We start from the raw sequence: 24,446 nt of genomic DNA, 5'->3' as shown, positions 1-24,446 counted from the left end.
TCTCGCATTAGCAATGTCTAAAAGCGGAAATCATACCTACACTTTTACTCTGTTACTGAATGATACCAACTTATAATGTACTCAGGCAGGTTAAGACCCCTCTGCGCCAACCGCTCCGCCAACTTAACAGGCAACGGACTTAAAACAAACGCCGCCCGAGTGTAGAACCGTCTGGGCGCGCCTGGTTTAACATCTTCAGGAATGATTATTTGTAAATCAGATTTCTTAGCTAACGTTGAATTTCTCGAGCCTGTAATTGCAAGAACCGAACCATTAAACTTCTTTACAGCGTCGCACCAAGCAATGAGTTGCCTAGACTCTCCAGAATACGAAATTAGGATTTCAATATCACCTGCACGCGGATGAGGCGTATTGACCCCACGAGCCATAAACACGTTATCACCTAAGAAACTCTTGATGTGGAAAAGCCTGATTCCGGTCATTGTGGCGATTTCCTTAGCCGTTCCCTTACCGCCCAAAAAAACGTTTGTTCCTTTCTCAAGCATATCGATAAGTTGAACATAAGTTTCTGAACCGACATTAGCATCGATTAAATCGCCAATTATTTCAAATTCTTCTTCACATAACTTAAAAACATCGTCGACGTCGAGGTTTCTGTAAATCGCCTCAATCATCATATTCAATAATTCCAGTGTGCCGAGTTCAAAAATATCGCCCATCATACCCGTTTCATTATAAGCATCAGAGGGTTTAGCTTTGCCCCGTCCCTTAACTTGAACAACATTTCCATACCTGCTCGCAACTTGAGCTAAGGGCGACTCAACACTAGACGTGAGCAAGCCCATGCTAAATTTCTTCGACTTTTTATCTTCAATATAGTTGGCTAAATCCTGCGCCATAACCAACGGGTCATTTGAGCGCCCGCTACCAGAATTCATAAGTAAAAGGGTCTTTTTATAGCGCCTTTCAAAATATGATGCAGCGTCATACATGTTTTTCCCTGGAAATCCAGGGTCGTCAGGGGTAAAGACAGCTTTGTTTCTCCATCCTACTTCGCTTAAAGCCACCAGACTCATAGCAGCGTTGAGTGAGTAGAGCGAACGACCTGAACCACTACATATGACGCAGTCAGCCGCCTTCAGTTCTTCATAAAATGGTTCAAGACTGGTTTTCTTTATCGAGAGAATGTTGTCTCGAATTTTGTTAGCGAACCCTATGTTGCTGATTTTGCTCTTCAAGCCAGTGATACCCCTTAAGCGCCCTAAACCGCATTTATGTCAACCAACGAAGCATAGTTCCTTAAAAGTTTTGTTTTGCTAAATACTATATTGTCGTATTTTAAGCGTAAAACATTAAGCTAACATAAGCAAGATGAACTATCATGGCAGGGTCATACTCAAGACTACTGGGGGTAGTCGGAAAGCCCAACACTGGAAAATCCACCTTCTTTAGCGCTGCAACTTTAGCTGCGGCTGAAATAGCAAACTACCCTTTCACAACCATTAAGCCAAACCGTGGCGTAGGTTACGTGCGAACACCCTGTGTCCATGAAGAATTTAAAGTTAAAGATAACCCTAGAAACTCGCTTTGCCTCGACGGCGTAAGACTTGTTCCAGTTGAACTGATTGATATTGCTGGGATTGTGCCTGGGGCTTGGGAAGGGCGCGGTTTAGGCAATCAGTTTCTTGACGAAATACGCCGTGCAGACGCGCTCATACATATCGTTGACGCTTCCGGCGGAACTGACTGTGAAGGAAGAACATGCAAACTAGGCGAACATGACCCTTTAGAAGACGTAAAGTTTCTTGAACGAGAAATCACTATGTGGATGGTTACCCTGCTCAAAAAGGATTGGCCTAAAATCGCAAGGACTGCTGAAGCCGACAAAAAGGGCATTTCCATTCCTCTTGAAGAACGCTTGACAGGGTTGGGTATAAAACGCAGTCAAATCAACGAAGCCATAAGGAGAGCAAACCTAAACGTTGACAAACCTGCCACGTGGTCAGAGGATGACTTTTACTGCTTCATCGATACGTTAAGGCGCATATCAAAACCGATGCTTATCGTCGCCAACAAGATTGATTTGCCAAGCGCAAAAGAAAATGTTGAACGGATGAAAAAGCTCGATTACACTGTTATTCCATGCTCGGCTGAAGCTGAATTGGCGCTGAGACGTGCAGCTGAGAAACAATTAATCAGTTATAAGCCGGGAGACAAAGAGTTCAAAATAGCTCAACCTGAAAAATTATCAGCTGGGCAAATTAGGGCGCTGGAATCAATCAAAGAGAAGATTCTCTCAACAAACGGTACAACAGGCGTTCAAGAAGCCATGAACACTGCCTACTTTAAACTGTTAGACATGATAGCAGTTTACCCAGTTGAAGACATCGAGCACCTGTCAGACCACAATGGACGGGTTCTGCCTGACACGTACCTTGTTCCTAAAGGCACAACAGCCCACCAGTTTGCTTACATCATCCACACGGAACTTGGCGAGAGCTTCCTTTATGCTGTTGATGCGAGGGATAAAAGAAGAATCGGCGAAGATGCAGTTTTGAAAGACCGAGATGTTATCTCGATTGTGAGCTCTAAGAAGCGTGCTTGAATGGGTTTATGAGCCGTAGCGGCGTTTGCGTTTCTGGAAGGTTCTGATGCTACGTAGCAAGTCGATGAGGCGGAAGTCAGGCCAATAAACGTCTAAAAATGAGAGTTCACTGTATGCGGATTGCCAGAGCAGAAAACCGCTCAGTCGTTCTTCGCCTGAAGTTCTGATGATTAAGTCGGGTTCTTGCTTTTCCATGTGGGCGGTGTAGAGGTATTTTTCGAAAGTGTTCTCATGAATATCTTCAGGCTCTAACTCGCCTGCTTTTACTTTTTCTGCAATTACTCGGGCGGCATCAACAATTTCTGCTCTGCCTCCATATGCGAAAGCAAAATTCAAAAACTGATTATCATAATGAGCTGTAGATTTCTCCACGTTGCCGATGAGTTGCTGGAGGCTCTCGGGCAGCATGTTGGTTCTGCCGATGACTTTTACATGAACCTTGTTTTTGTGGATACGTTCGTCAGTTAAGAGTTTGCGGAATTTTTCCTCGGCGATTTTCATTATTTGTTCAATCTCGTTTGGCGGTCGCTTAAAATTCTCAGTTGAGAATGTGTAGAGTGTTACGTATTTCACGTTCAGTTTGAGGCACCAGTCTAAGAGTTGCTCCACTGTTTCCGCTCCTTTCTTGTGCCCCAGCCAAGGATTAAGTTCGTTCTCGGAAGCCCACCGCCTGTTTCCATCCAAGATTATGGCGATATGCTCAACAGGCTCTCCGTTCTTTACTTGTTGCCAAAGCCAGCGTTCGTAAAGCTTGTATACCCCTAAAAAGGACAAAATACCTTTAAGCACTATGTGAGCCTCGCATCGTAAACGTGTTGTCTCTTATATGGCACAAAAGGATAAATCCCTGATAGTTTCAATTAAAGCTTACTGTAAATACAGCAAGAAAAAATCAGGTCAACGTGCTTTCTTAGAGTTCTGAGATTTCTTGCTCTTCTTGGTTCTTCTTAAAGAAGCCCCTAGTTGACCTGTTAATTATGTAAATTACCAGAATAGAGGCGATGCCGATGAGTATCCCCACAATAATCGTAAATAGGAAAGCTTGGAAGAAAGGCTCGTTTAACCCGATTGCCGAGGATGGTTTTTGATAGTAATGATAAATCAAGTTTGCTGTTCCCTCTATAATCCACCAACACCAACCCACAGTAATGATTAATGCAATATTGCGAAGCAGTTTCGAATCTCTTTCTATATATAATCTGATACTTCTACCCAACAAAACAATGACTAAACCAATGATTAACAACGTTTGGACACCTCTGAGGAAGTATGAAACGATTGCTGGAGCGATACCCAACCAAGCGTTTGGATCAGAGGGGAATACAACACTGCCGTTAACGCTTGCGATACCAAGGTAAACACTCACTGCAACACAAAGTATCCCTGCAATTATAGTATAGTTTGAAATTTGAACTGGAAGCGGCGGTGGGGAATATTCTTTTGCCCACTTGTAAAAGTCTTTGGTTGCTTTGTCCACGCCGAATCCTTTGAGAAGCAAGAAACCGCCTACAATAATAACGATGGCAATACCATACCACAAAATAGCGCCAGGAATGAAATAGTTAATACCCCAAAGCACACCAAAAATGAAAACCAAAAGACCTGGCAACCCCAATGCTACACGGGCATATTTGGGGTTATCGATTAAAAGACGGATGTACTTTGTGAATACAGCGGCTGTTTCTTCGATTGATTCACTGTGTTTAATCACTATACGTCGCACGGAAGAAACGGGCACTCTTGATTCCACCAGCGGCAAAACTGCCTCATCAGAATAACCGTCAGAAACCAGAATAACTTCGTTGGCGTTGAAAGATTCCAGCAGATTGTTGAGTTCTGAAACCAGTTTTCTGTCCGCGCTAACGCCGCCTAACTCTGAGCCAGAAATGGTGGCTACTTCGAAGATTTCGTCGAGCGTTTTCTCGTTTTGTAACCTGTCATAGAGGCGGACTGCTTCAAACATTGCGTTAGCGTCTGGCTCTTCGGGGTCTTTGAGGGCTAGGGAAACTGCACTGTCAAGATTGGCGGTTCTTCCTAGAAGCGGCGTCTTTATGCCTGCTTTCATTTCTAAATCGCCATCTCTATCGACACATAAAATGAGAATACGTTTTTGCGTTTGTTGGTGCGTTTCCTGTTTAACCATTCAAATCGTCTATTCCTTTAATACATTATCTACTTAACTTTAATCTTGCGTTTCTGAATCATTTTCTTCATCGCCCATAAGCAGTTGGAACTCGTCCCAGCTGACTTTCTCTCCACGTTGCAGTTTCTCTCTAGCTTCAGAACCAATCTTCTCCTTTAATTCCTGCTCTTTAGCTGCCCGTTGGGCTTTTTCTTCTTTTCTTTTAGCTTCTTCCTCTGCTTTCTTAGCTTGATTTTCTGTCCTGATTGTGACCTTAAGACCCATTGATTGACTCATTAATTGTTTAATCTGCTCATACAAAAGATTGTTCTTTTGCTTTGCATTAACGAATGCTTGATGCAAGCTGTCGGCTTCCGCTTTGTCTTTTTTAGTGGAGTTTACTTTTTCCATCATTATGGCGTGCAACTTTTGGCTTTTCTCGGCTAATTCACTTAATTCCTTATGATACACTTCCGCTTGTGCATCAAATGTTTTGCGGTGTTCCAACAGTTCCCTGATTTTTTGGTAATTAGCATCGATTTTCTTGTAACCGCTGAGTTGTATTTCAAGTTGTTTCACATTTTCTATGAGTTCTTTTTCCTCTTGCAAGTCCAGAGAAGTCGTCTGTATCTTCCATTCGATAGCATCAAGCTCTGCTTGCAATCTTTTCTGACTATCACGCGGCAATTTCTTTTTAAGTTCACTGATTTTCTCTTTAAGAACCTTTATTTCGTCCATGATTGGACCAGTTTGCACCCTAACTGCGTCTCTTTGTTCTTTAAGTAGCTTTACCTTCTGGTTTAAGTCATCGCGTTCAGCCTTTAGTTGGTTAATTTCTTGCCTTGTGTTTCTGATTTTCTCATGCAACTTGTCTCTTTTTTCAACGATTTTTTTGATTTCAGCATTAGCTTCGCTGATTTGCTCTCTTAATTTTTTTATCTGCTGGTTAATATTTGCTATCTGATTGGTTTTCTGTTGCTCGGTCACGAGTCTACCTCAATTGAGTCAGTTAATGTTATGGTTGTTGTCTTTCGAATTTATATTGATTTACCATAAAAATGGCAATCATATTAATTCTGTTTTTTCTGTAATAATTTTAAATATATGCTACTACCATGTTTGGGTGAGTTGAAACAATGACGTTTAACTATGATGAATTACTCAAGCGTGCCTGTGCTCAGATGCCTGAGGTTTCTGAGAAACGTGAGCGGTTAGAACTCCCACGATTGCTTGTAAATACTGTCGGCATGCGAACTATAATTTCAAACTTTAAGGAACTAGCTGACGCCTTAGACCGTGATCCACAACATGTTTTAAAGTTTTTGACCAGAGAAATGGCTACCGCCGCTACATTTCAGGATTCACGAGCCATTTTTCAAGGCAAGTTCCAGCGGGAAAGTTTTGAGAGGTTACTACAGCGATATTTAGAGAGTTATGTTACTTGTCCTGTTTGCAAGCGTCCCGATACGCGTGTAGTTAAAGAAAAACGCTTGTCTTTCTTGGTATGCAACGCTTGTGGGGCAAAATCAGCTATAAAACAATTGTGAGAGCGTCGGTGTTGGAAGTTTACCTTAATCTCAAAAAAATCGGTGAAAACGTGGTCTTAGCGATTTGCGACTGCGACCTGTTGGGTAAAACATTGCGGGAAGGCAAGATTGTCTTCCATATAAAAGACGAGTTCTATAAGGGTAGAAAAGCAAGCGTTGAAGAAGCTGTTGGGCTCATCGGCAATTCAACCATAGTTAACCTTGTCGGCAAGAACTGTGTTGAAAAAGCAATGAAAGAAGGATACGTGCACCCTGAGGCAGTTCTAAAGATAGAAGGCATTCCGCACGCTCAAATAGTCAAACTCTAATCAGATAATGCTGAGTTGCTTCAAATCATTCTAAACATAAAGCGGCTTCATAGAGCAGTTTGCGAACGGGCAAATGCTGGGGGCAGATTGCTTCGCATTGACCGCAATGTAGACAGTTGCTTGCCCTCTTTTCGGGTGGTACATTCTTAGCGTATTCTTGCTTTATTTTACTTTGCGCTTGCGTCTCGCTCCGTTTAGTCGAATACACGTTTAGGAATGCTAAAGTTAATGGAATGTCTATGCTTTGAGGGCATTGGATACAGTAGTAGCATTTTGTACAACCGATGTATCCTTGTTTGAGGTAAAGCTTCCGCGACTTGGACAGTAGTGCAATTTCGTTTTGGTTTAATGTGTTTGGACCCGAGTGGCATGCGCTCTGCAGGTTTTCTTTAACATGTTGCATCGTATTCATACCGCTTAATGCTACTGAGACTTCTGGGTGATTCCAAACCCATTGCAAAGCCCAATCAGGTGCAGACCGTTTTACGTCAGCTTTTTGCCATTCTTCTTGGATTTCAACTGGTGGATTAACAGCCAACAAGCCTCCAGCAAGAGGCTCCATTACCACGACAGCCAAGCCCTTTGACGCAGCGTATTTCAAGCCTCTTCTTCCTGCTTGATAGTTCTCGTCTAAGTAGTTGTACTGTATCTGAGACAAAGTCCAATTATCATAACTATCAACTATTTCTTTGAAAACTTCCAACTCATCATGGAAGCTGAATCCTAAATAGCCAAGTCTGCCTTTTTTCACTTGCTGCTCTGCCCACTCGAGCATTTCCAACTTGAGCACTTTACTCCATAAAGTTTTCGTTAGGCTGTGGAATAGGTAAAAATCGATGAAATCAGTGTTCAGTCGCTTCATCTGCAGGTTTAAAATTCTGTCCAAATCCTCTCTGCGATTAACTGAAAACACAGGTATTTTGGTTGCAATTTTCGCTTTGCCTCTATATTTGCCTGCCAATGCCTTACCGATGACTATTTCACTGTTACCGTCGTGGTAAGTGAAAGCTGAATCAACATAATTTACACCTTCATCAACAGCATACCTGATTAAGGCTATAGCTTCTGCTTCGTTGACATTGGCTTGGTTATTACCAATTATTGGCAAGCGCATAGTACCAAAGCCCAGTGCGGAAACTTTCCAGTCAAGTTTCCCAAAAGAACGGTACTGCACTAAAACACCAAAACTAAAAGCCATGGATAGAATTAAAACCTTTAGTGTAGACAAAAAACGACAAAGGGTCACCAGCAAACACTTTCGTTACAATCTACAAAACTAAAATCCATATCACGTAAAAGTTGCAACAATAATTGGTCAGGATATTTGTTTCCTGTTAGGGTTCTATGTTGAATCCTGCAGTAGGTTACGTGAGCATATTTAGAGCCTATTCGTGGTTCTATGTTGAAACTATAGAGGGGTAGGTTGCCTATTTGCCGCCTATTAGAAACTCATTGCAGAAACCTATAGGGGGTAGGTGCTATTGGCGCTTTTTCAAGCCATTAGCATGTTGATTTACTGCGACCATCCGTTACTACGACCATTGCGGTTGCTGTTGCTCTCATGGGTTGGTCGTAGTAAAACTCCCAAGTACCGCGATAGTTAGCTCCTTGATGGTCGTAGTAAAACCGCCACAACCACCCACCGCACGAACCGCTTTATATAGGGGGTAGGTCTGCGGCAGAGCAACAAAGCTGCGTATATACAGCGCCTACCCAACTGACCCTTCACACACGTAGCACCAATTATTAGTATTTATAAGGGGCTATAGAAAAAAATCGCGTTATCAACAGACTATTGATAAGAAAAAAAGCGTTTTATTCTTCCTTAATCTCGCACTGCAACTTCTTAATAATCTCGTCAGCTCTCAAAGGCTCAATCTTGAGCGTGTAGAGGTGGCTTGGTGTGCGAAGCTTTAGCTTAACAGTGTCTTTTAGCCGTTTTACTTGGCATCTTTTTGCTTTGGCACTCATCGCCACAAACTTTTCAACATCAGTAATTTCAGATGGCATATTTGTTATCCTTCTGTTTGGTTCGCTGTGATGGATGCGAAACCAAGTTTTTATCTGTTTTGGTACAAAAACCCCAACAACACAAAACACGCAACATAGAACAATTAATATTCACTCAAACCCACTATTTGACATAAAAAAAGGGAGCAAAAAAGCGCACCATCTAACAGGAGAGCATAAAAACAAATGAAACGGGCACGCATCTTAACATTAACACTAGTTATCATCATACTTGCAGCATCAACCTCCCTGCTCGTTTCATACACAAGCAACAACCCACAACAAAGCGACCCAGTATACGTAGGAGTTGCATACGGAGGCAACAGCACAACTCAAGCCAAACTCATCATCGACAAAACAAAAGCATACACCAACCTCTTTATTCTAGATTCAGGCGTGAACCGCATCAGCCTAAACGAAACCGCGTCTCGAGAACTCTGCGACTACGCAGTAGACGCAGGGTTAAACATTATAGTGAACATGGGTTCATGGGACAGATTTGACTGGAGTAGGCGCATGCAATTCTTCAACTTCTGCAAGAGCGCTTACGGCGACAAGTTCTTAGGCGCATACTTTGATGACGAACCAGCAGGTATTCACACGGATTATAATTGGACAGAATTCTTTGAACAGAACAAGAACCACTTATCAGGTACCCTTAAAGAAATCTACAAAGAACTACAAAAAGAAAACAATACAAACCCACAAAACTACACACGAGAAGCCAAATGGTTTAACCATCTCGTAGAAAATAATCCTGGACATATCCAATTGAAAAATAACACGATAAGAACTTTCACTTCAGATTACGCACTCTTCTGGTATGACTATCTCGGAGGATACGACACTGTTCTTGCGCAAGTCGGGTGGAATCATAGCCTAGACCAAGACATCGCACAGATTCGCGGAGCAGCAACCATGCAAAACAAAGATTGGGGTGCAATCATAACTTGGAAGTATTATGAACCTCCATATTTAGACACAGGCGAAAACATCTACAACCAATTGAAAACGGTCTACAACGCAGGAGCAAAATACATACTAATCTTCGATTTAGCTTTCGATAACGCTACCGGCAACCCTTACGGCACCATGACACAAGAGCACTTTGATGCATTAGAAAAGTTCTGGACACAAGACATAACCCGCTCAACTCCGAACGCAGTTAAAGCGCAAGCAGTACTGGTCTTGCCTAAGGATTATGGTTGGGCAATGAGACATGAAGATGACAAGATTTGGGGTTTTTGGGGTCCAGACGAGAAATCAGCCTTAATATGGGAAAACCTAAACAAACTGCTGGAACAATACGGTTCACGTTTAGACATCATCTATGAAGACGCAACATTACCCATACAAGGCAAATATCCCAAAATTTACTATTGGAACCAAACAAGCTTCTAAAAAATCACCGAACTAAAGAAAAGAAAGCTTTGTATCACTGTTTAAGGCTTCTTAGACCGTATGCCAATCTTAAGGTTAACCTCAACAGTGTACTCCTCGCCTGTTTTTCCCACAGAAAAATTCCAATCCTTAACTTCTACTTCCATGTCCTTGAACTGATTAATAATTGCCTCTTTGTATTCCTGAGCAGTTTGACCCATCTGCTGGAGCTTCTCTGTTATATTAATTGATGTTTCTGGCACAAATTACACCTCCCTAAACCAAGTTGTTTCATGCTACAGCATGTTAAGGTTAACTGCTTTTAAGAATTTGTGACTGTACCGCAACAGCATCAAAAAATTCGCCTTGCCTTCTTGCTGAAAACAATAACAACACATTACAAACCTCAAAAGCACTTACTCCTCCAACCAAAAAACACGCAAAAAACTAAAAGTTAATAAAGGAAAGAACATCAGTAATGCTGGGTTTGCCGGTCAAAGGGCACGGGTTCCACCTGATCCCATTCCGAACTCAGAAGTTAAACCGTGCTCCGTTTCCAGCTGTAGTGTGGTCTTAGGCCCCGCGAACCTGGGAAAGCTGGCAGCCTATTAATATTCACAATTCAAGAGATAGTTAGCATAGCCTTATAAATGACCATTAATAGTTTTGAAAAAGAAGTGGTGTTTAAAAGTGAGCCTTATCCCAGGAAGCGACTCAATAACGCAGATGCTAAGCTTAGTCATGTACCTATTCTTCATAGTATTCATCTTCTACGGTCAAAGAATCCAAATGTGGGTTATGGTTCGAGAAGTAGAAAATTCCCTGCACAAACTACGATTTATCAAGGATGAAGGCAGAAAAATCACTATAGAAGCCATAAAAGAAATAGGTAAACCAACCACTGACCCATCAGCACGAGTTGACCGCTACCTGGACTATTTCACAATTAGTCCACAAAGCATGGATCCCTCAGGAATCGTTTACAAACTTGACCACATCCTAGACGTTAGAGATGAACGACTAAAAGATGAAGTCAAACTCATGGCACCTGCAAGCGACCCAGTTCAAATAAACAATCTGGAAAATACGCTTGAAGCAGCTATGGCGCTTCACTTCATCTACAAGGTTGTTCGCCACTATTATATACAAGGCAAAAAAACCCTCAGCCTCTACGTCATCATGCAACTACAAATGATCCTCCCCCTGGTAATGAAAGAAGCTGAAGCATACGCAAGTGCACTCAAAGCATTCGCATATGGGCAACCAATCGGCGACGGTGTCGGACCACTTGTAGCCTCAAAACTTATGCACGGGTATGAAATACGCGCACTCCCTAAAGACTGCGTTATGGCGACTGTTCCAATCGAAGGGCGAACAGCCATTGTCATAAAAGCTGAAGGCCCAGGCGGGAACGTTGGCAAACCAGGAGACGCTGTTGAAGCAGTCATTGAAGAAAACGAGGGAAAAATCGCAAACGTCATAATGATTGACGCTGGTTTGAAACTGGAAGGCGAGACCGTCGGTGAAGTCTCTGAAGGCATCGGCGCAGCAATTGGGGGACCTGGCGTGGACCAGTATAAAATAGAAGAAAAGTTAACAAAATATCATATTCCAATTAACGCTGTCATAGTTAAAGAAGACATTGGTGACGCGGTTTCACCGATGCGCAAAGAAATCAATGATGCAGCCGATAAAGTCATTGACCGTGTTAAATCTGTTATACTGGAACGTACCAAAGAGGGAGACAAAGTCATAATCGTTGGCGTAGGCAACTCTATAGGAGTGGGGCAGTGATGAGGCGAAATATCATGGCGCAAAAGGAAAACCAAACTTCACCTCAAACCGCAAAAATCTCAAACATGGTGACGCTAATAGTAATCGTCGTCATAGGTCTCTCTATAGCAGCACTGCTCCTCGCAAGCAACGCCTACCTCACAGGCGATATCTTCGCCGCAGCCATACTCTCTGCCATCGGCTTAATTGCCATAGTCATGTCCGTACTCACGTTCTATCAATCAAAAAGGCAGGCTTCCGAAATGAAAATCGAGATTCCTAAAGTCATGACTACAATTGAATGTAAAAAGTGCGGTACAAAAAATGTCCGTGAATTCCAACGCGGCGACTACGTCTTTAAAGAGTTGGAACCATGCCAGAAGTGCCCAGAAACAAAGCAGATGATTACTGCCATCTACAAAGAAGTTAAAGAAAAAGAAAAAACCTATTCTTTTTAGGTCAGCACTTCACACCCATCATCCTTTATCAATATTGTGTGTTCAGCTTGTGCCACAGGCTTTTTGCTAACCTCAACAAAAACAGGATAGCTCATAACTGATTTTGAAGCAAGCAATTCCTTAAACGCCGCTTTATGCAACTCTTGGGGCACAACGCCAACGAGCCAGCGCTCAGCAAAGGGCAATGTTCTAAAGTTAGTTTCAATGTGTTTGAGTAGTTTTTTTGCAGACAAACTCTTAGTTGATTTAGCTTTAACCAAGCGGTAAATGGTTGTTACTGGGCTGTCATCAACATGCGCGACGGCGTCTGGCAGGGTGACGAAGGGTTCTATGGCATAGATTTCACCTGTATGAACTTTGGTAAGGGATACTTGTGACACATTTGGGATGGATGTGCCCGCGTGAATGAGGTACCTGCCAACTGAGTGCCCTGTTAAGTTATTTATGGGTTTGTAACCGCGGTTTCTAACAGCATTCTCGATTAAACCGCCGATTTTACCCAGCGTCATACCGCCATGAATGTTATCAATTGCAGTTTGCAATGCATACTCAGCGGTTGTTGCCATGGCTCTGCCTTCAGCGTTAAAGCTAACCGTGAATGCCGTATCTGTCACGTAGCCATCGATGTGAACTCCTAAATCCACTTTAACAGTGGAGCCTTCAGGAATCCGCAAAGTGTCATCGGGCGGTGAAGTATAATGCGCCGCAACCTCATTGATGCTGACGTTGACGGGAAACGCTGGTTTGCCACCTTTTTTGCGGATAAGCCCTTCTATTTTTTCGCAAATGTCTATGGCAAGCATGTTTTCCTCGACGATGCATCTCATTTCTTCGCGTGTTTCCCGCAGGATTTTGCCTGATTGGCGGAATTTTTCGAGTGCTTCCCTGTCATACGGCATGTTAAATCACTAATGTTATGGGTTTGCTTAATGCACTGCATCCTTAAATGCCTAACCTAAAAATGTTAATCAAAAAGGTGGGTAAAATTTAGTGGTGCGGTCGCCGAGATTTGAACCCGGGTCGTCAGCGTGGCAGGCTGATGTCCTAGACCAAACTAGACTACGACCGCCTTTCCATGGTTTCCTATTGGACTACGACCACCATTTGGGTGATGCGCACCCCTGATGATGAGTCGCCGTTTTGATAGACTGCGCTGATATTTATGTGCTTTTTGGTTATACTTAGTCATGTACTATTGTTGACGCTGAGCATACTTGCTTTATATTAGAGGTATCGGTGGTTTTTTGCGCGTTAAGTTCTTCCTCACAAGTGCTTCAAAACTTGTAGTTTTTCAAGCAATTATTAGGTGCTCTGCTCTTTTCCATAGGGTCTCAAAATGCTCTTCGAAAATAGCCACCAAATTCGAGTGGTTGGTCCATAGAGTCACTGCCTCGTTTAAGGGTCTTCCGGGAGAGTAGTTGAAAGCTACCTCTCTCTTATCAAACACTGCAAAGTTCTTTCCAGATATAGTTCTGACCATTCTCAATTCCAAATTGGTTCGCTGTTGCAGCGCAGGTATATTATCCAAATCATTATTACCATTATCATTTGTTTCTAATAACCCGCGCCAAATAACTCCCCTTTCTAGCGATTTTTTAATATTATCTTGGCAATTTTCATAAATCAGTAGCCATCTTTTCATAGGAGACACAAAAACGACTGTGCTCAAAGCATTATCCATACTGTATTTCAATACACTAAGCAATTTCTGTTTGCCTTTACTTACTGTGATTTTAGGTTGAATTGCATCTTGCTTTTTTTCGATTTTTTCATAACTAGCTAAGAACTTATCTAATTCTCGTAGATTCCGCTGATATTCGTCATACTTCCTTATCAGAAGTGATTCTGTCCCTGATCTTATCGGTGTAGCTGCATAAAGGTAGGGAACAGCCAAATGCTTCTCAACTAAGCCTGTCTCTTCTAACTCGTCAAGTATTCTATACGTCTCAGTTCGTGGAATCTTTGTCTGCCGCGAAATTGTAAGAGCGTCTGCGCTCCCTATTCTACCAAGTGTTAGATATACATGTGCTTGAGCGCGCGTCAACCCAATCCTTTCTAATAAGTTAACATCCGCATCTTTAGGCAAGATGTTGCCCCCCTCTCGCCAAGGTTATTATCTACGTTTACAAATTTAGCGTTTTCTGTATTATTACAAGGTTAAGACAAGATTATATTAGCGCTATCTTAGGAACAAAGAGCGTCTATATTGTTATAGACTAAAGAAGATGAAATAAATGAATAAAAAAACCAAACTTTCAAAAACTATTGCTTTAATTCTGCTGTTGACATTGTTTGCAACAACTATTCTTGCCACTCAAATTAACGTCGCACAGGCAATTGATATGCCAACCTTCTTATTTGTAACCGCTTCACCTAACCCCGTAGGCGTTGGCCAAACCGTTTATGTCGGCATCACTTTCAGTAAACCCCCACCCACAAGTTCGGGTGCCACAGGCGATCTCTATGAAGACGTAACCCTCGAAATAATAGACCCAGACGGACATAAAACCACTCATGGACCATACCTTGCAAGCCAAGCTGCAGGTGTAACCTTTACCTTTACACCCGATAAAGTCGGCAATTACACTCTGCAAGCCTTTTACCCTGGGCAAGTATTAACAGGAACTAATCCACTTAATCCCACCACCATCGGAACCAATAACCGACAACTGATTGGCAGTAAAATGTTGCCATCTGAAAGCAACATAAAGACTCTGACAGTAAAGGAAGAGGCAGTGGGACCAATATATCAGACTCCTCCTCTTCCAACTGAATTCTGGACGCGCCCAATATATGCAACTAACTGGAACTGGGGAGAAATAGGGTCTAACTGGTTTGGATTAGCCAGTCAAGGGGCATACGATGCTAGCGGAAACGTCAGGCCATTTGGTACAGCACCAAACTCTGCCCATATCGTGTGGACGAAAGCAACCCAATTCGGAGGCCAACCAGGATCACCCATCGAAAGCGATTCATCCACTGCGTACAGTTCGGTCTCACTAATTCAAACGTACTTCCACCCAATATGCATCCTCAACGGAATACTCTATCACAATGTATATGACGGCAGTCCAGGTTCTAACTTGTTAGGCTGGAGAGCCATAGACGTTCACACAGGAAAAGTACTGTGGGACAAACCTGCGGGTAAATCAGGCATCGAGACAATTGCATGGGGCCAAATAGTAAACTACAATAACTATCAGGAGTTCGGATCAAATGCATTCCTATATAGTTCGCCGGGAGCCGGCGGGGCCTTCTCCTCTGCAGCGAACTGGATGGGAATATACGATGCATATACTGGAAACTTTTTGGCAAACGTTACTAATACTATTAGTGCAAGCAGGGTAATTGATTATGATGCAAATCTTGGGGGAGCAGTAGTCGGCTACTACGTTTCTGGTGGTAATCTGTGCATGTACAACTACACCAACTTGATATCCACAGGCACATTCGTTCGCGTAAGCGGTAACATTAACGGCTCTGATCCCCGCATGACAACATGGAAAACGCCACTTCCAACCACATTCAACGGTGACACCATCAGTCTCAGCATTTCTGCAGTAACCCCTGAAGTAATACTTATGCGTCAAGTACCCAACGCGGTTTCGTGGCAAGGAACCACTATGGGCTATCAATACGTCGCAGGCTACGATGCAAAGACAGGCGCTAAACTGTGGGGACCATTAAACCAAACACTACCCGCATATGAAGACACAAGTGTACTATGCGCGCGCGAAGGCTACTATGTTATGCACAACAAGGACAGGAATTTAGCGTGGGGCTATAGTCTACAAACCGGTCAAATGAAATGGGGTCCAGTTCAACTGAAAGGAGGCGGCGACAGTGCTGTTTGGCGTGACGGTGAAATTGCTTACGGCAAAGTCTACGTCTTTGACCTCGGCGGCTACGTAAATGCCATCGACCTTGAAACAGGAAAGGTCGCGTGGACATTCTATGCTGGAGACGCTGGATATGACACTCCTTTTGAAAGCTATCCAATTTTCGGCTACAATCGACATACTATTACAGATGGAAAACTATTCCTCTCCGAAGGCATCATGTACACCCCACCATTACATCCAAGCTATCGACTTGCTATAAACTGCACTGATGGAAGTCTAGTATGGAAAATATTACAGTACAGCAGTACAACTTGTGCTCCTGTAGGCGACGGCTACTTGATTTCATGGAACAGCTTTGACAACCAGATATATAGCTTCGGCAAGGGACCAACCGTCACCAAAGTTTCAGTATCTCCGAAGGTAGCGGTACATGGCCACAGCGTACTCGTTGAGGGTACGGTCATGGACACATCTGGCGGCACGACACAGGACATTATCACAACACGCTTTCCAGAGGGCCTTCCAGCTGTATCTGAGGATAGCATGGAAGCATGGATGGAATACGCCTACATGCAGCAGATTAAGCCTACAAACGCGACAGGTGTTAAGGTTGTCATAACTGTGCTTGACCCGAACAACAACGTCTACGATGTTGGCACAACGACAAGCGATGCTAGCGGCTCTTACAAGTTGATGTTCACTCCTGAAGTTCCAGGTGCATACACTATAATTGCGACGTTCCAAGGCTCTGAGTCCTATTATGGTTCTTATGCGGTAACCCACATAGGAGTGGAAGATGCACCAACGCCTGCTCCTACAGCAATGCCGATAAAAGAATCGATGGCTGACTTGTACTTTTTACCTGCAACAGCTGGAATCATCATAGCGGTCGTAGTAATCGGACTAGCAATCATCATCCTAGTGCTCAGGAAACGCTAAACAAACCTGCAAAAACCAAAATCAACCTTCCTCTTTTCTTTGTTTTCATGATTCATACAACAAACAAGAATCCTGAAAACTGGTTTTTGAGTTTTAAGGAAATTAGGTTGTTTGGCTCACTTTTGAGATACCGTGGCTCGTTTTATCCCAATAGAACGGCTTTTTTATTAACTGGATTAGTCCCCTCCAGCTGGCAGCGCTCAAAAGAGCCCAATACAGCGGCATAAGCAATGCATATGGTACATACTGGTACTTCTTAAGTTTGAAACACGCTAAAATGTAGACTGCAATGTACGAGAGATTGCCCACTATAAGGTTAAAGAGACAAAGGGGTTGCAAATAGCTTGGAATAAGCCAGCCGAACGCAGAAGGTAAAACCACAGTAACGCCTAGCAACATCCACAGTATTGGGTTAATGATGGGGATGAAAATGCTTGTTCCGAAAGTAAGCTGGAATTTGAAGAATTTTGCAAAGCCTAAGTCATCAAAGAGTTGTTTGGGATTACGCATGTGCACAAGATAGGTTTGAACATGCCCCTTGAACCATCGGGACCTTTGGACAACCCAGCTTTTAACATTCACAGGGGCCTCTTCGTAAGTGTAAGTTTCAATCATTTCAGTCTTTAGCTTTCTTCTAGCTAGTCTGATGCCTATGTCGGCATCTTCAGTGACATTGTAGGGGTCCCATCTGCCCAGTTCGTCAAGCCCTTTTTTACGGAAATGATTACTTGTGCCACCCAACGGGATAGGTGCATCAATCCAATCTAGCCCTTGCAGGTAGAACTCATACCAACTGGCATATTCAATCGAGAACCATTTCGTTAGCAAATTTTCATCAGCATTGTAGAAGTTAAGCTTAGACTGGAGACACACAACATCTTCAGATGAACGCTGAAATGCTATTGCGGCTTTTTTAAGCTGGTCAGGGTCAGGGTTATCCTCGGCATCATAAATTACACAAAGTTCACCTTTTGCACGAAGTAACCCATAGTTGCATGCCCGAGGCTTAGTTGTTACCTGTGCTGTTGGGATAATTATGGGGTCAAACACCTTTAGAAATTCAGTGTACTCATCGCTTGGAATACCCTTTACCGTCTTTTTGGGCGAACCAAAGAGTCCCAAGAGCTTGGCTTCATGAATTGTTTCATCATCTTTTTCTTCCATGAGAATTTTTATGTCCAGTTTATCCCTCGGATAATTCAAGCGGTAAATATTGCGTAAGTTTTGAGCAAGCACGCTTGCCTCATGAAAAACAGGGATTAAAACTGTGTAAACTGGAAGACCTGAATCTGGAATTTGTAGCAAGTTAGCCTTGGAGATTGTTGCTGGTACTCTTGCTCCTCGAAAGCCTCTGATGGAAATGTAAATTTTTATCGGGTTAACTATAAAGTAAGCGACACTGATTGCTGACAACAGGACAATAGCGGTTATTGCCGAATTTAGAACTGCACAGACGGTAATTATTAATGCCACAGTCAAGACGAAAATTTTTTGGTTGGGATAAAGTACCTTATAGGCTGACTGACTGGGTGTTCGATTATACAAATCAAGCATTGCCGCTTGTTTGTGAATTTGACTGTAAATACTATCAATTGCCCAGTCGATAGCTTTAGAGGAGACCACACGAAGGTTAATTGTCCAAGAGCTAAACAGACATTTTATTGTAAACATGACGCGCTTGTCTAAAGGGTTGTCGACGGCTAAGTCAACAACTGTGCCGTTTACTTCTAGGGGGATGACTTTGTATTTGCTTATTACCGCGTAAGGTAAAACTGTGATCAGCTTTCTTCTATTCTCTTTTTGATATACTTTTTGCACATGAAAGTAATCTACAAAAAAGAACCCCAGCCTTGAAGCTAAATCCTTAAAGAAAGTTTCAGGTATCTTAACTTTGGCCTTCCTTAAAGTTGGGATGACATTTTCGATTGTGACGTTAGAGTTTTCAACAGAACTTGTTTTTACTCTGTGCATCTTGAGGAGGTTAAGTAAGCCTTCTTTATCGAGTGGCTCTTTCGTGGAAGTGTCTATAAAGATTCCATCGAACTTTTCTTCTTCAAGGCTTGACATTTAAAGTCTACAATGTTCAAATTAAGAATGAAAATTAATAAGACTTGTTTATTAACAATACGTGTTTATAATTTATTTTTAATTAGTTATAATTTAAACTAAATTGTTTCAATAGCGATTCATATGTCTTTTAATATTGTATTAATTAATTATGAAATGTATAAGTGTTTATTTTGACAAAAATTTAAGAGCTTAACCGCCATTCTTAACGAAACATAAACACGCCAAATTGAGCCAACATGATTAGTGAACATAAACTAAGAACATTGCTAAGCGAACACTACGCCCTAATAGGCATTCTAATCGGTGTTGCACTGGTCTCGTTTACGATTAGCCCATTTCGCAACGGTGACACTCGACTCGAATATGCTGCCGCTTCAGGTGTGGTAAATTGGGGTATGCCATATGCCTACAGTATCCCCAACATAATTGACGAACCGCCATTAGGTTTCTATATTTCAGGGTTGGTGTTCAAAATTTTCGGTTTATCAGTCGAAAATGGTGTTGCTTTGATAACTCTTTTCGGGCTCGGTTGCACAGTTCTCATTTACAAAATAGGCAAAGAAACATACGATAAAACAACAGGTTTGTTTGCGGCTGCACTCTTCGGTTTGGCACCATGGCACCTAATCCTCACCCGCAGTTTCCTCATTGATGCGCAATGCCTATTCTTTAGCCTGCTTGCCCTATACTTTGGAATCTTTGCCATCCGTAAAGATTCACTCAAACTGACAGCCATCGCAGGCATATTCTTCGCACTTGCACTCCTCACAAAACTATATGCCGTCTTCGTGTTGATTCCGCTGTTGCTCCTGTACCTTCACCACAGACCCAGAAACACAAAACAAATACTCACGCAATTGGGCATTTTCGCGTTCCCCGCTGTGTACTCTTCTTTTTTGTGGTACCAAATAACATTAGGCAAAGACCTTCTCTACATGGTGACACACGGCGACTTCACTTACCTAAATGCCCCAGAAATTGCTCCAACGCCCACGTTCGTTTGGGATTTTCTGGTTAATTATGGTTTAGGAATCTTTTTTGTTGCTGCAACACTTTTTTCTTTAAGCATCGGTTTGCTGTTTAGAAAGCACTTGCCTAAACAGACGCTTCTCTTAGACATCGCTTGCTTAATCACCGTAGTGTCTATTTTGAGTGTTAACGTGTATCTGGCTGTAGTATTGAACCTAAAAGTGCCCTACACTAGCGCGGTTAAGTACGATTACCAAGCCTTGCCCTACTTTAGTCTGCTGGCCGCATCACTGGCAAGCAAAAGTGTTTTCCTGTTTCGTACGGTTAAATCGCAAAATAGGCTGAGAAAGATTTTGTTTTTCTCCGTCGCTTTTGCTGGGTTGTTGCTGCTTGTAGCTCCAATAATTACTAACATGTATTATGCGCATCAACTTTCTTTGTCTGACTATTTGCTTTTTAGAGTTGAACCAGACAAGCTAATTGGCTATTCGTTTTTCAACTATTTCCCAACCAGTCCAGATAGTCCTTTAATGTATATGCAATATTTGGGGTTTGCATTTGTTTTGTCTGGGCTCTTGTGGGCAAGCAGGCACAAGCTTGAGGGTTCTTAAAAACTTAAGCGAGTTTAACCTTGCATCAAGTTTTTATTTCAAAACAATACACATTTGAATAGAGGTAATTCTAATGAGCGCTTTAGTTCTTAAAAGCCCTGCGTTCGAGCACAACAAAAGAATCCCCCAAAAATACACTTGCGATGGCGAAGGCATCAATCCACCATTAACCATTGAAGGCATTCCCGAGGGAACAAAAAGCCTTGCATTAATTTTTGAAGACCCTGATGCCGTGGAGGGCATGTTTGACCATTGGGTAGTCTGGAATATTCCACCATCAACAAACAAGATTGCTGAGGACTCAGTTCCAGGAACGGTAGGACTAAATACCGCCCGAGGACACGGTTATTATCCGCCGTGTCCACCTTCAGGCTCTCACCGATATACCTTTAGAGTGTACGCACTAGATACAATGCTTGGTATAAGCGCTAATTCAAAAAAGAAGGATTTAGAGAAGGCTATGCAAGGACACATTCTCGCTAAGGGCGAACTGATTGGCAGGTACCGCTAACACTGGTCGGCAACACTGTCAGGGTATCTTTGTGTTTTATAGTGTTAACCTTTTAATATGTTAGTTTTTGTTTATCTATGCAAGTGAGCCTGTTGAACCGTAAATTTGTTATCTTATTTGGCATTGTGCTTGTTGTGCTTGTTGTGGCGGCTCTTTTTTTTGCTGCTAATTTCTTGGGCTCACGCGCGTCACTTAGGGAGTTCTATGTGGGCGTAGAATATGCTTATGGTGACCATGGCAATGATGTTGCTGAAGTGAAGCTTTTGGTTGATAAGGTTAAGGATTACACTAACCTTTTTATCATTGGCTTGAGCGGTTTGACGTTTAACAAAACAGCGTTAGATGAGGCTTCTGACTACGTGGTTGCTGCCGATTTGAATCTTATTGTGCAGTTTACGAGCTTATACAGGTACGATTATAATACTTCAGTGTGGTTAGCGGAGGCAAGCATGAAGTATGGAGACAAGTTTTTGGGCGTTTATAGGTATGATGAACCAGGCGGTAACCAGCTTGACGACGAAACACGACTGATTAATAATACGGTGATAGCGCCGAGCTGGGGTTACAGCCAAATTGCTGAAGTTTACGTCGGTAATTTGTCGGTTTTTCCTGATTATTATCTTAATTTCGCGCCAAGAATTTTTACTGCCGATTACGCACTATACTGGTTTGATTACAAAGCCAAATACACCACAATTTTCGCCGAGTTTGTAGGCAACGAGAGCAGAGAGCGCCATATCGCCTTGTGCCGGGGCGCAGCACGAGCGTTTGATAAAGATTGGGGTGTTATTGTCACTTGGAAGTATGAGCAAGAGCCTTATCTTGAGAGCGGTGAGGAGCTTTATGCTGATTTGGCGTTGGCTTACAGTGCTGGAGCCAAGTACGCGATTGTTTTCAGTTACCCCCATGTCACAGATTACGGCACGTTAACTGATGACCACTTTGATGCCTTGGAGAGGTTTTGGAACACGATGCACACCAACCCTGAAAGTTTTGGCTCCCGCCACCCAGAAGTCGCCTACATCGTACCTAAGGATTACGGATTTGGCTTTCGTAGCCCCACCGACAACATTTGGGGCTTTTTCCCTGCTGATGAGTTATCGCCAAAAATCTACAACGACGTGGTAACTCTAACCGCAAAATTCGATTCAAAATTAGACATATTCTATGACGAACCCGAATATATCGAGGCATTGCTTGGAAACTATAGTAAAGTATACTACTGGAACCAAACAATAACATAACTGGTCATTACACTGGTCCCTATCTTAGTCAGTCGACAAGTGCTCACCAACCTATTTGTCGTCTATTAGAAACTCATTGCAGAAACCTATAGGGGGTAGGTCACTATTGGCGCTTTTTTCAGCTAAAAAGCATTTGAAAATCCCGCCTTTAAATAGGGGGATAGGTCTACCGCAGAGCAATAAAAGCTTTTTAGCACAAGTGCTAGCTGTTTTCTCAAGCAAAAGAAAAAGGTTGAGGCTTAAATATTAAAGAAGCCTGTTCCGATGGGTAACAAGCCTATACCGATTCCGATCAGCCATAGAATCAACGCTATCACAACGTAAATTACTGCCGCTACTATGGCAATTGCTAAGGCTTTGAGCCAGCCGCAGTCAAAGAAATGCTTCACCAAACCCAGAGTAATCACAAGCAGTATCAGCGAAGCAATGATTCCTTGAAAGAAATACCCGAAAATCGAGCTGATCACTGTGCCTAAAACAACAATCCACAGCGCATCCGTGAATTTTGCCTTTGCCTTGCCAACTAAGAGCCTGCCAGAAATCCACAGAACTGGCGAAATAAAAATGATGTTGACGATTATTGTCACAATCAAATTGATTAATGCAACATCTAAATTAACCATTCAATTAACCCCTTCGCTTAATTGCTAGTTTGTGTAGTTACGTTTAAAAGTTTTATGTTACTGCTCCCACGCTTGAAAGCACGCTGTATCAGAAGGAAAATTTGCTTTTCTTCCCCGCTTCAGAACCAAGCTCTTTAGCCAACTGCTCCACAAGCGCCCTCTGTTTGCTACTCAACTTCTTAGGGACCTCAACACCCACACGAACCAGCAAATCGCCTCTGCCGTAACCACGAAAACGAGGCATACCCTTACCCCTAAGAGTAATCACTTCGCCTGGTTGAGTTCCAGCGGGAATCTTAAGCGAAGTTTCGCCGTCTATGGTTGGCACAGAAATCTCCGCTCCTAACGCGGCTTGTGGATAAGTAATCATGGCAAGGTGCCAGAGGTCATCGCCTTCCCGAACAAACTGCGGATGCGGCAGAACATGCACTATAACGTATAAGTCGCCTGCTTCGCCGCCGTTTGGCGCCATTTCGCCTTCACCGCGAAGCCTAAGCTGGTAACCTTCATCAATGCCGGGTGGAACTTTAACGCTGATTTTTCGGCGCTTCTTAACCAGTCCAGACCCACGACAATTGGTGCAGGGTGTTTCTATCAGTTGCCCTTTTCCTTTGCAGGTTGGACAAGCTGACACCATACGCATGTACATGCCAAACGCGCTTTGGCTAACGTTTTCTACGTGTCCTGTTCCGTGACATTTGGGACACATTTTGGGGTTGGTGCCTGGTGCTGCGCCTGTGCCGTTGCAGACTTCGCATTTTTCGGTTCTTGGAATTTCAATTTCTTTTTCGGTGCCTTTGGCTGCTTCTTGCAGCGTTATCTTGAGTTCATATGCGATATCTTCTCCGCGGTTGCGTTGTTGGCGGTATTCGCCGAAGGGTGAACCGCCGAATATGGTGCGGAAGAGGTCTCCGAAGCCCATGTCGCGGAATATGCTGTCGAAGTCTGCTCCGCGGAAGATGTCTTCGCTTGTGTATCGTTGGTCAAATCCTGCGTGTCCGAGTGTGTCGTATTGTTGGCGTTTTTGGTCGTCAGATAGGACTGCGTATGCTTCGCTGATTTCTTTGAATTTGTCTTCTGCGCCTGGTTCTTTGTTGCGGTCTGGATGGTATTTTAGGGCTAGTTTTCGGTATGCGTCTTTGATTTGGTCTTTGGTTGCGTTTTTTTGTACGCCCAGGACTTCGTAGTAGTCTCGTTTTTCTGTCATGCAGCCTTACCGTGGGTTTGTTTTTTAGCTTTTATAGATAGTTTTGGTCTTGGATTTTTATGTTTTCCTTTGGTTGGCTTGTTTTTCTTTAGTAGTTGTTGTGTGTGACCCTTCCCCTTCACAACATCAACTTGTGGGTTGTGTGGTTGGTTGTTTTTTGGTTTTTGGGTTTGTTTTGGGTTTTGCGTTAGTTGTGAGGTTTGCACAAGCAGTGTGTTGGAAATGTGCGGTGATTTTCGGTTTTTTATGTGTTGGTGTTCGTAGGG

General features: G+C 42.9%; 23 protein-coding genes, 1 tRNA gene and 1 rRNA gene. 11 read left to right on the top strand and 14 right to left on the bottom strand.

Going from position 1 to position 24,446, the window contains the following annotated elements:
* Nucleotides 1-44 precede the first annotated feature (44 nt).
* Nucleotides 45-1,199: an SIS domain-containing protein gene (locus tag NWE95_05355; GenBank protein MCW4003323.1), complete on the bottom strand. Its 1,155-nt coding sequence runs from the start codon at nt 1,197-1,199 to the stop codon at nt 45-47.
* 143 nt (nt 1,200-1,342) lie between these two features.
* On the opposite strand from NWE95_05355, the gene NWE95_05350 reads away from it, so the two are divergent.
* Nucleotides 1,343-2,566, top strand: coding sequence for a redox-regulated ATPase YchF (locus NWE95_05350; protein ID MCW4003322.1), 1,224 nt, complete (start codon nt 1,343-1,345; stop codon nt 2,564-2,566).
* A gap of 6 nt (nt 2,567-2,572) precedes the next feature.
* On the opposite strand, the gene uppS is transcribed toward NWE95_05350, so the two are convergent.
* From uppS to NWE95_05335, 3 genes are all read right to left on the bottom strand, one after another.
* Entirely contained in the window at nt 2,573-3,355 is a 783-nt protein-coding gene (gene uppS, locus NWE95_05345; GenBank protein MCW4003321.1) for a polyprenyl diphosphate synthase, read from the bottom strand.
* Nucleotides 3,356-3,476: 121 nt separating this feature from the next.
* Complete coding sequence (locus NWE95_05340) at nt 3,477-4,709, bottom strand: DUF373 family protein (protein ID MCW4003320.1); 1,233 nt, start codon at nt 4,707-4,709, stop codon at nt 3,477-3,479.
* Nucleotides 4,710-4,748: 39 nt separating this feature from the next.
* Nucleotides 4,749-5,675, bottom strand: coding sequence for a hypothetical protein (locus NWE95_05335; GenBank protein MCW4003319.1), 927 nt, complete (start codon nt 5,673-5,675; stop codon nt 4,749-4,751).
* Nucleotides 5,676-5,824: 149 nt separating this feature from the next.
* Between NWE95_05335 and NWE95_05330 the strand changes: the two genes are divergently transcribed.
* The gene (locus tag NWE95_05330; protein MCW4003318.1) at nt 5,825-6,235 is read left to right on the top strand and encodes a translation initiation factor IF-2 subunit beta; all 411 of its coding nucleotides are present in this window, start codon (nt 5,825-5,827) and stop codon (nt 6,233-6,235) included.
* An 11-nt stretch (nt 6,236-6,246) separates the two neighbouring features.
* Entirely contained in the window at nt 6,247-6,543 is a 297-nt protein-coding gene (locus NWE95_05325; protein ID MCW4003317.1) for a DUF424 family protein, read from the top strand.
* Nucleotides 6,544-6,568: 25 nt separating this feature from the next.
* Here the strand turns inward: NWE95_05325 and NWE95_05320 are convergent, their stop codons facing one another.
* From NWE95_05320 to NWE95_05310, 3 genes are all read right to left on the bottom strand, one after another.
* Nucleotides 6,569-7,717: an aldo/keto reductase gene (locus NWE95_05320; protein MCW4003316.1), complete on the bottom strand. Its 1,149-nt coding sequence runs from the start codon at nt 7,715-7,717 to the stop codon at nt 6,569-6,571.
* Nucleotides 7,718-8,043: 326 nt separating this feature from the next.
* A complete protein-coding gene (locus tag NWE95_05315) occupies nt 8,044-8,178 on the bottom strand; it encodes a hypothetical protein (protein ID MCW4003315.1) in 135 nt (44 codons plus the stop codon).
* Between the two features lie 180 nt (nt 8,179-8,358).
* Nucleotides 8,359-8,553, bottom strand: a complete 195-nt coding sequence (locus tag NWE95_05310) for a hypothetical protein (GenBank protein MCW4003314.1) — start codon at nt 8,551-8,553, stop codon at nt 8,359-8,361.
* Between the two features lie 186 nt (nt 8,554-8,739).
* Here NWE95_05310 and NWE95_05305 point away from each other — a divergent pair, with 186 nt between their 5' ends.
* Nucleotides 8,740-9,954 carry a hypothetical protein gene (locus NWE95_05305; protein MCW4003313.1) on the top strand — a complete coding sequence of 405 codons (1,215 nt, stop codon included), beginning with the start codon at nt 8,740-8,742 and terminating at the stop codon, nt 9,952-9,954.
* Nucleotides 9,955-9,995: 41 nt separating this feature from the next.
* Here NWE95_05305 and NWE95_05300 read toward each other — a convergent pair whose 3' ends face one another.
* Entirely contained in the window at nt 9,996-10,196 is a 201-nt protein-coding gene (locus tag NWE95_05300; protein ID MCW4003312.1) for a hypothetical protein, read from the bottom strand.
* A 223-nt stretch (nt 10,197-10,419) separates the two neighbouring features.
* On the opposite strand from NWE95_05300, the gene rrf reads away from it, so the two are divergent.
* The 3 genes from rrf to NWE95_05285 all read left to right on the top strand — a co-directional run bounded on the left by rrf (nt 10,420) and on the right by NWE95_05285 (nt 12,164).
* A 5S ribosomal RNA gene (gene rrf, locus NWE95_05295) occupies nt 10,420-10,539 on the top strand.
* Between the two features lie 84 nt (nt 10,540-10,623).
* Nucleotides 10,624-11,727, top strand: a complete 1,104-nt coding sequence (locus tag NWE95_05290; GenBank protein MCW4003311.1) for a DUF1512 domain-containing protein — start codon at nt 10,624-10,626, stop codon at nt 11,725-11,727.
* Between the two features lie 14 nt (nt 11,728-11,741).
* Complete coding sequence (locus NWE95_05285; protein ID MCW4003310.1) at nt 11,742-12,164, top strand: DUF4231 domain-containing protein; 423 nt, start codon at nt 11,742-11,744, stop codon at nt 12,162-12,164.
* Here NWE95_05285 and map read toward each other — a convergent pair.
* From map to NWE95_05270, 3 genes are all read right to left on the bottom strand, one after another.
* On the bottom strand, nt 12,161-13,063 hold the full coding sequence (gene map / locus NWE95_05280) for a type II methionyl aminopeptidase (protein ID MCW4003309.1): 903 nt from the start codon (nt 13,061-13,063) through the stop codon (nt 12,161-12,163). The two genes, NWE95_05285 and map, sit on opposite strands and share 4 nt — an antisense overlap.
* 92 nt (nt 13,064-13,155) lie before the next feature.
* A tRNA-Gly gene (locus NWE95_05275) sits at nt 13,156-13,233 on the bottom strand.
* A gap of 222 nt (nt 13,234-13,455) precedes the next feature.
* A complete protein-coding gene (locus NWE95_05270; GenBank protein MCW4003308.1) occupies nt 13,456-14,250 on the bottom strand; it encodes a hypothetical protein in 795 nt (264 codons plus the stop codon).
* A gap of 148 nt (nt 14,251-14,398) precedes the next feature.
* Here NWE95_05270 and NWE95_05265 point away from each other — a divergent pair, with 148 nt between their 5' ends.
* Nucleotides 14,399-16,945 carry a PQQ-binding-like beta-propeller repeat protein gene (locus NWE95_05265; protein MCW4003307.1) on the top strand — a complete coding sequence of 849 codons (2,547 nt, stop codon included), beginning with the start codon at nt 14,399-14,401 and terminating at the stop codon, nt 16,943-16,945.
* A 102-nt stretch (nt 16,946-17,047) separates the two neighbouring features.
* Here the strand turns inward: NWE95_05265 and NWE95_05260 are convergent, their stop codons facing one another.
* Nucleotides 17,048-19,012 carry a glycosyltransferase gene (locus NWE95_05260; protein MCW4003306.1) on the bottom strand — a complete coding sequence of 655 codons (1,965 nt, stop codon included), beginning with the start codon at nt 19,010-19,012 and terminating at the stop codon, nt 17,048-17,050.
* Between the two features lie 239 nt (nt 19,013-19,251).
* On the opposite strand from NWE95_05260, the gene NWE95_05255 reads away from it, so the two are divergent.
* From NWE95_05255 to NWE95_05245, 3 genes are all read left to right on the top strand, one after another.
* Complete coding sequence (locus NWE95_05255; GenBank protein ID MCW4003305.1) at nt 19,252-20,595, top strand: glycosyltransferase family 39 protein; 1,344 nt, start codon at nt 19,252-19,254, stop codon at nt 20,593-20,595.
* Between the two features lie 73 nt (nt 20,596-20,668).
* A complete protein-coding gene (locus NWE95_05250) occupies nt 20,669-21,106 on the top strand; it encodes a YbhB/YbcL family Raf kinase inhibitor-like protein (protein MCW4003304.1) in 438 nt (145 codons plus the stop codon).
* Between the two features lie 92 nt (nt 21,107-21,198).
* The gene (locus NWE95_05245; protein MCW4003303.1) at nt 21,199-22,350 is read left to right on the top strand and encodes a hypothetical protein; all 1,152 of its coding nucleotides are present in this window, start codon (nt 21,199-21,201) and stop codon (nt 22,348-22,350) included.
* Between the two features lie 239 nt (nt 22,351-22,589).
* Here NWE95_05245 and NWE95_05240 read toward each other — a convergent pair whose 3' ends face one another.
* Both NWE95_05240 and dnaJ read right to left on the bottom strand, forming a co-directional pair.
* On the bottom strand, nt 22,590-22,973 hold the full coding sequence (locus NWE95_05240) for a hypothetical protein (GenBank protein ID MCW4003302.1): 384 nt from the start codon (nt 22,971-22,973) through the stop codon (nt 22,590-22,592).
* Between the two features lie 88 nt (nt 22,974-23,061).
* Nucleotides 23,062-24,180 carry a molecular chaperone DnaJ gene (dnaJ, locus tag NWE95_05235; GenBank protein ID MCW4003301.1) on the bottom strand — a complete coding sequence of 373 codons (1,119 nt, stop codon included), beginning with the start codon at nt 24,178-24,180 and terminating at the stop codon, nt 23,062-23,064.
* Nucleotides 24,181-24,446: the final 266 nt, after the last annotated feature.

This window comes from Candidatus Bathyarchaeota archaeon, from assembly GCA_026014725.1.
GTDB lineage: Archaea > Thermoproteota > Bathyarchaeia > Bathyarchaeales > Bathycorpusculaceae > Bathycorpusculum.
This window is presented reverse-complemented; position numbering and strand designations above follow the sequence as displayed.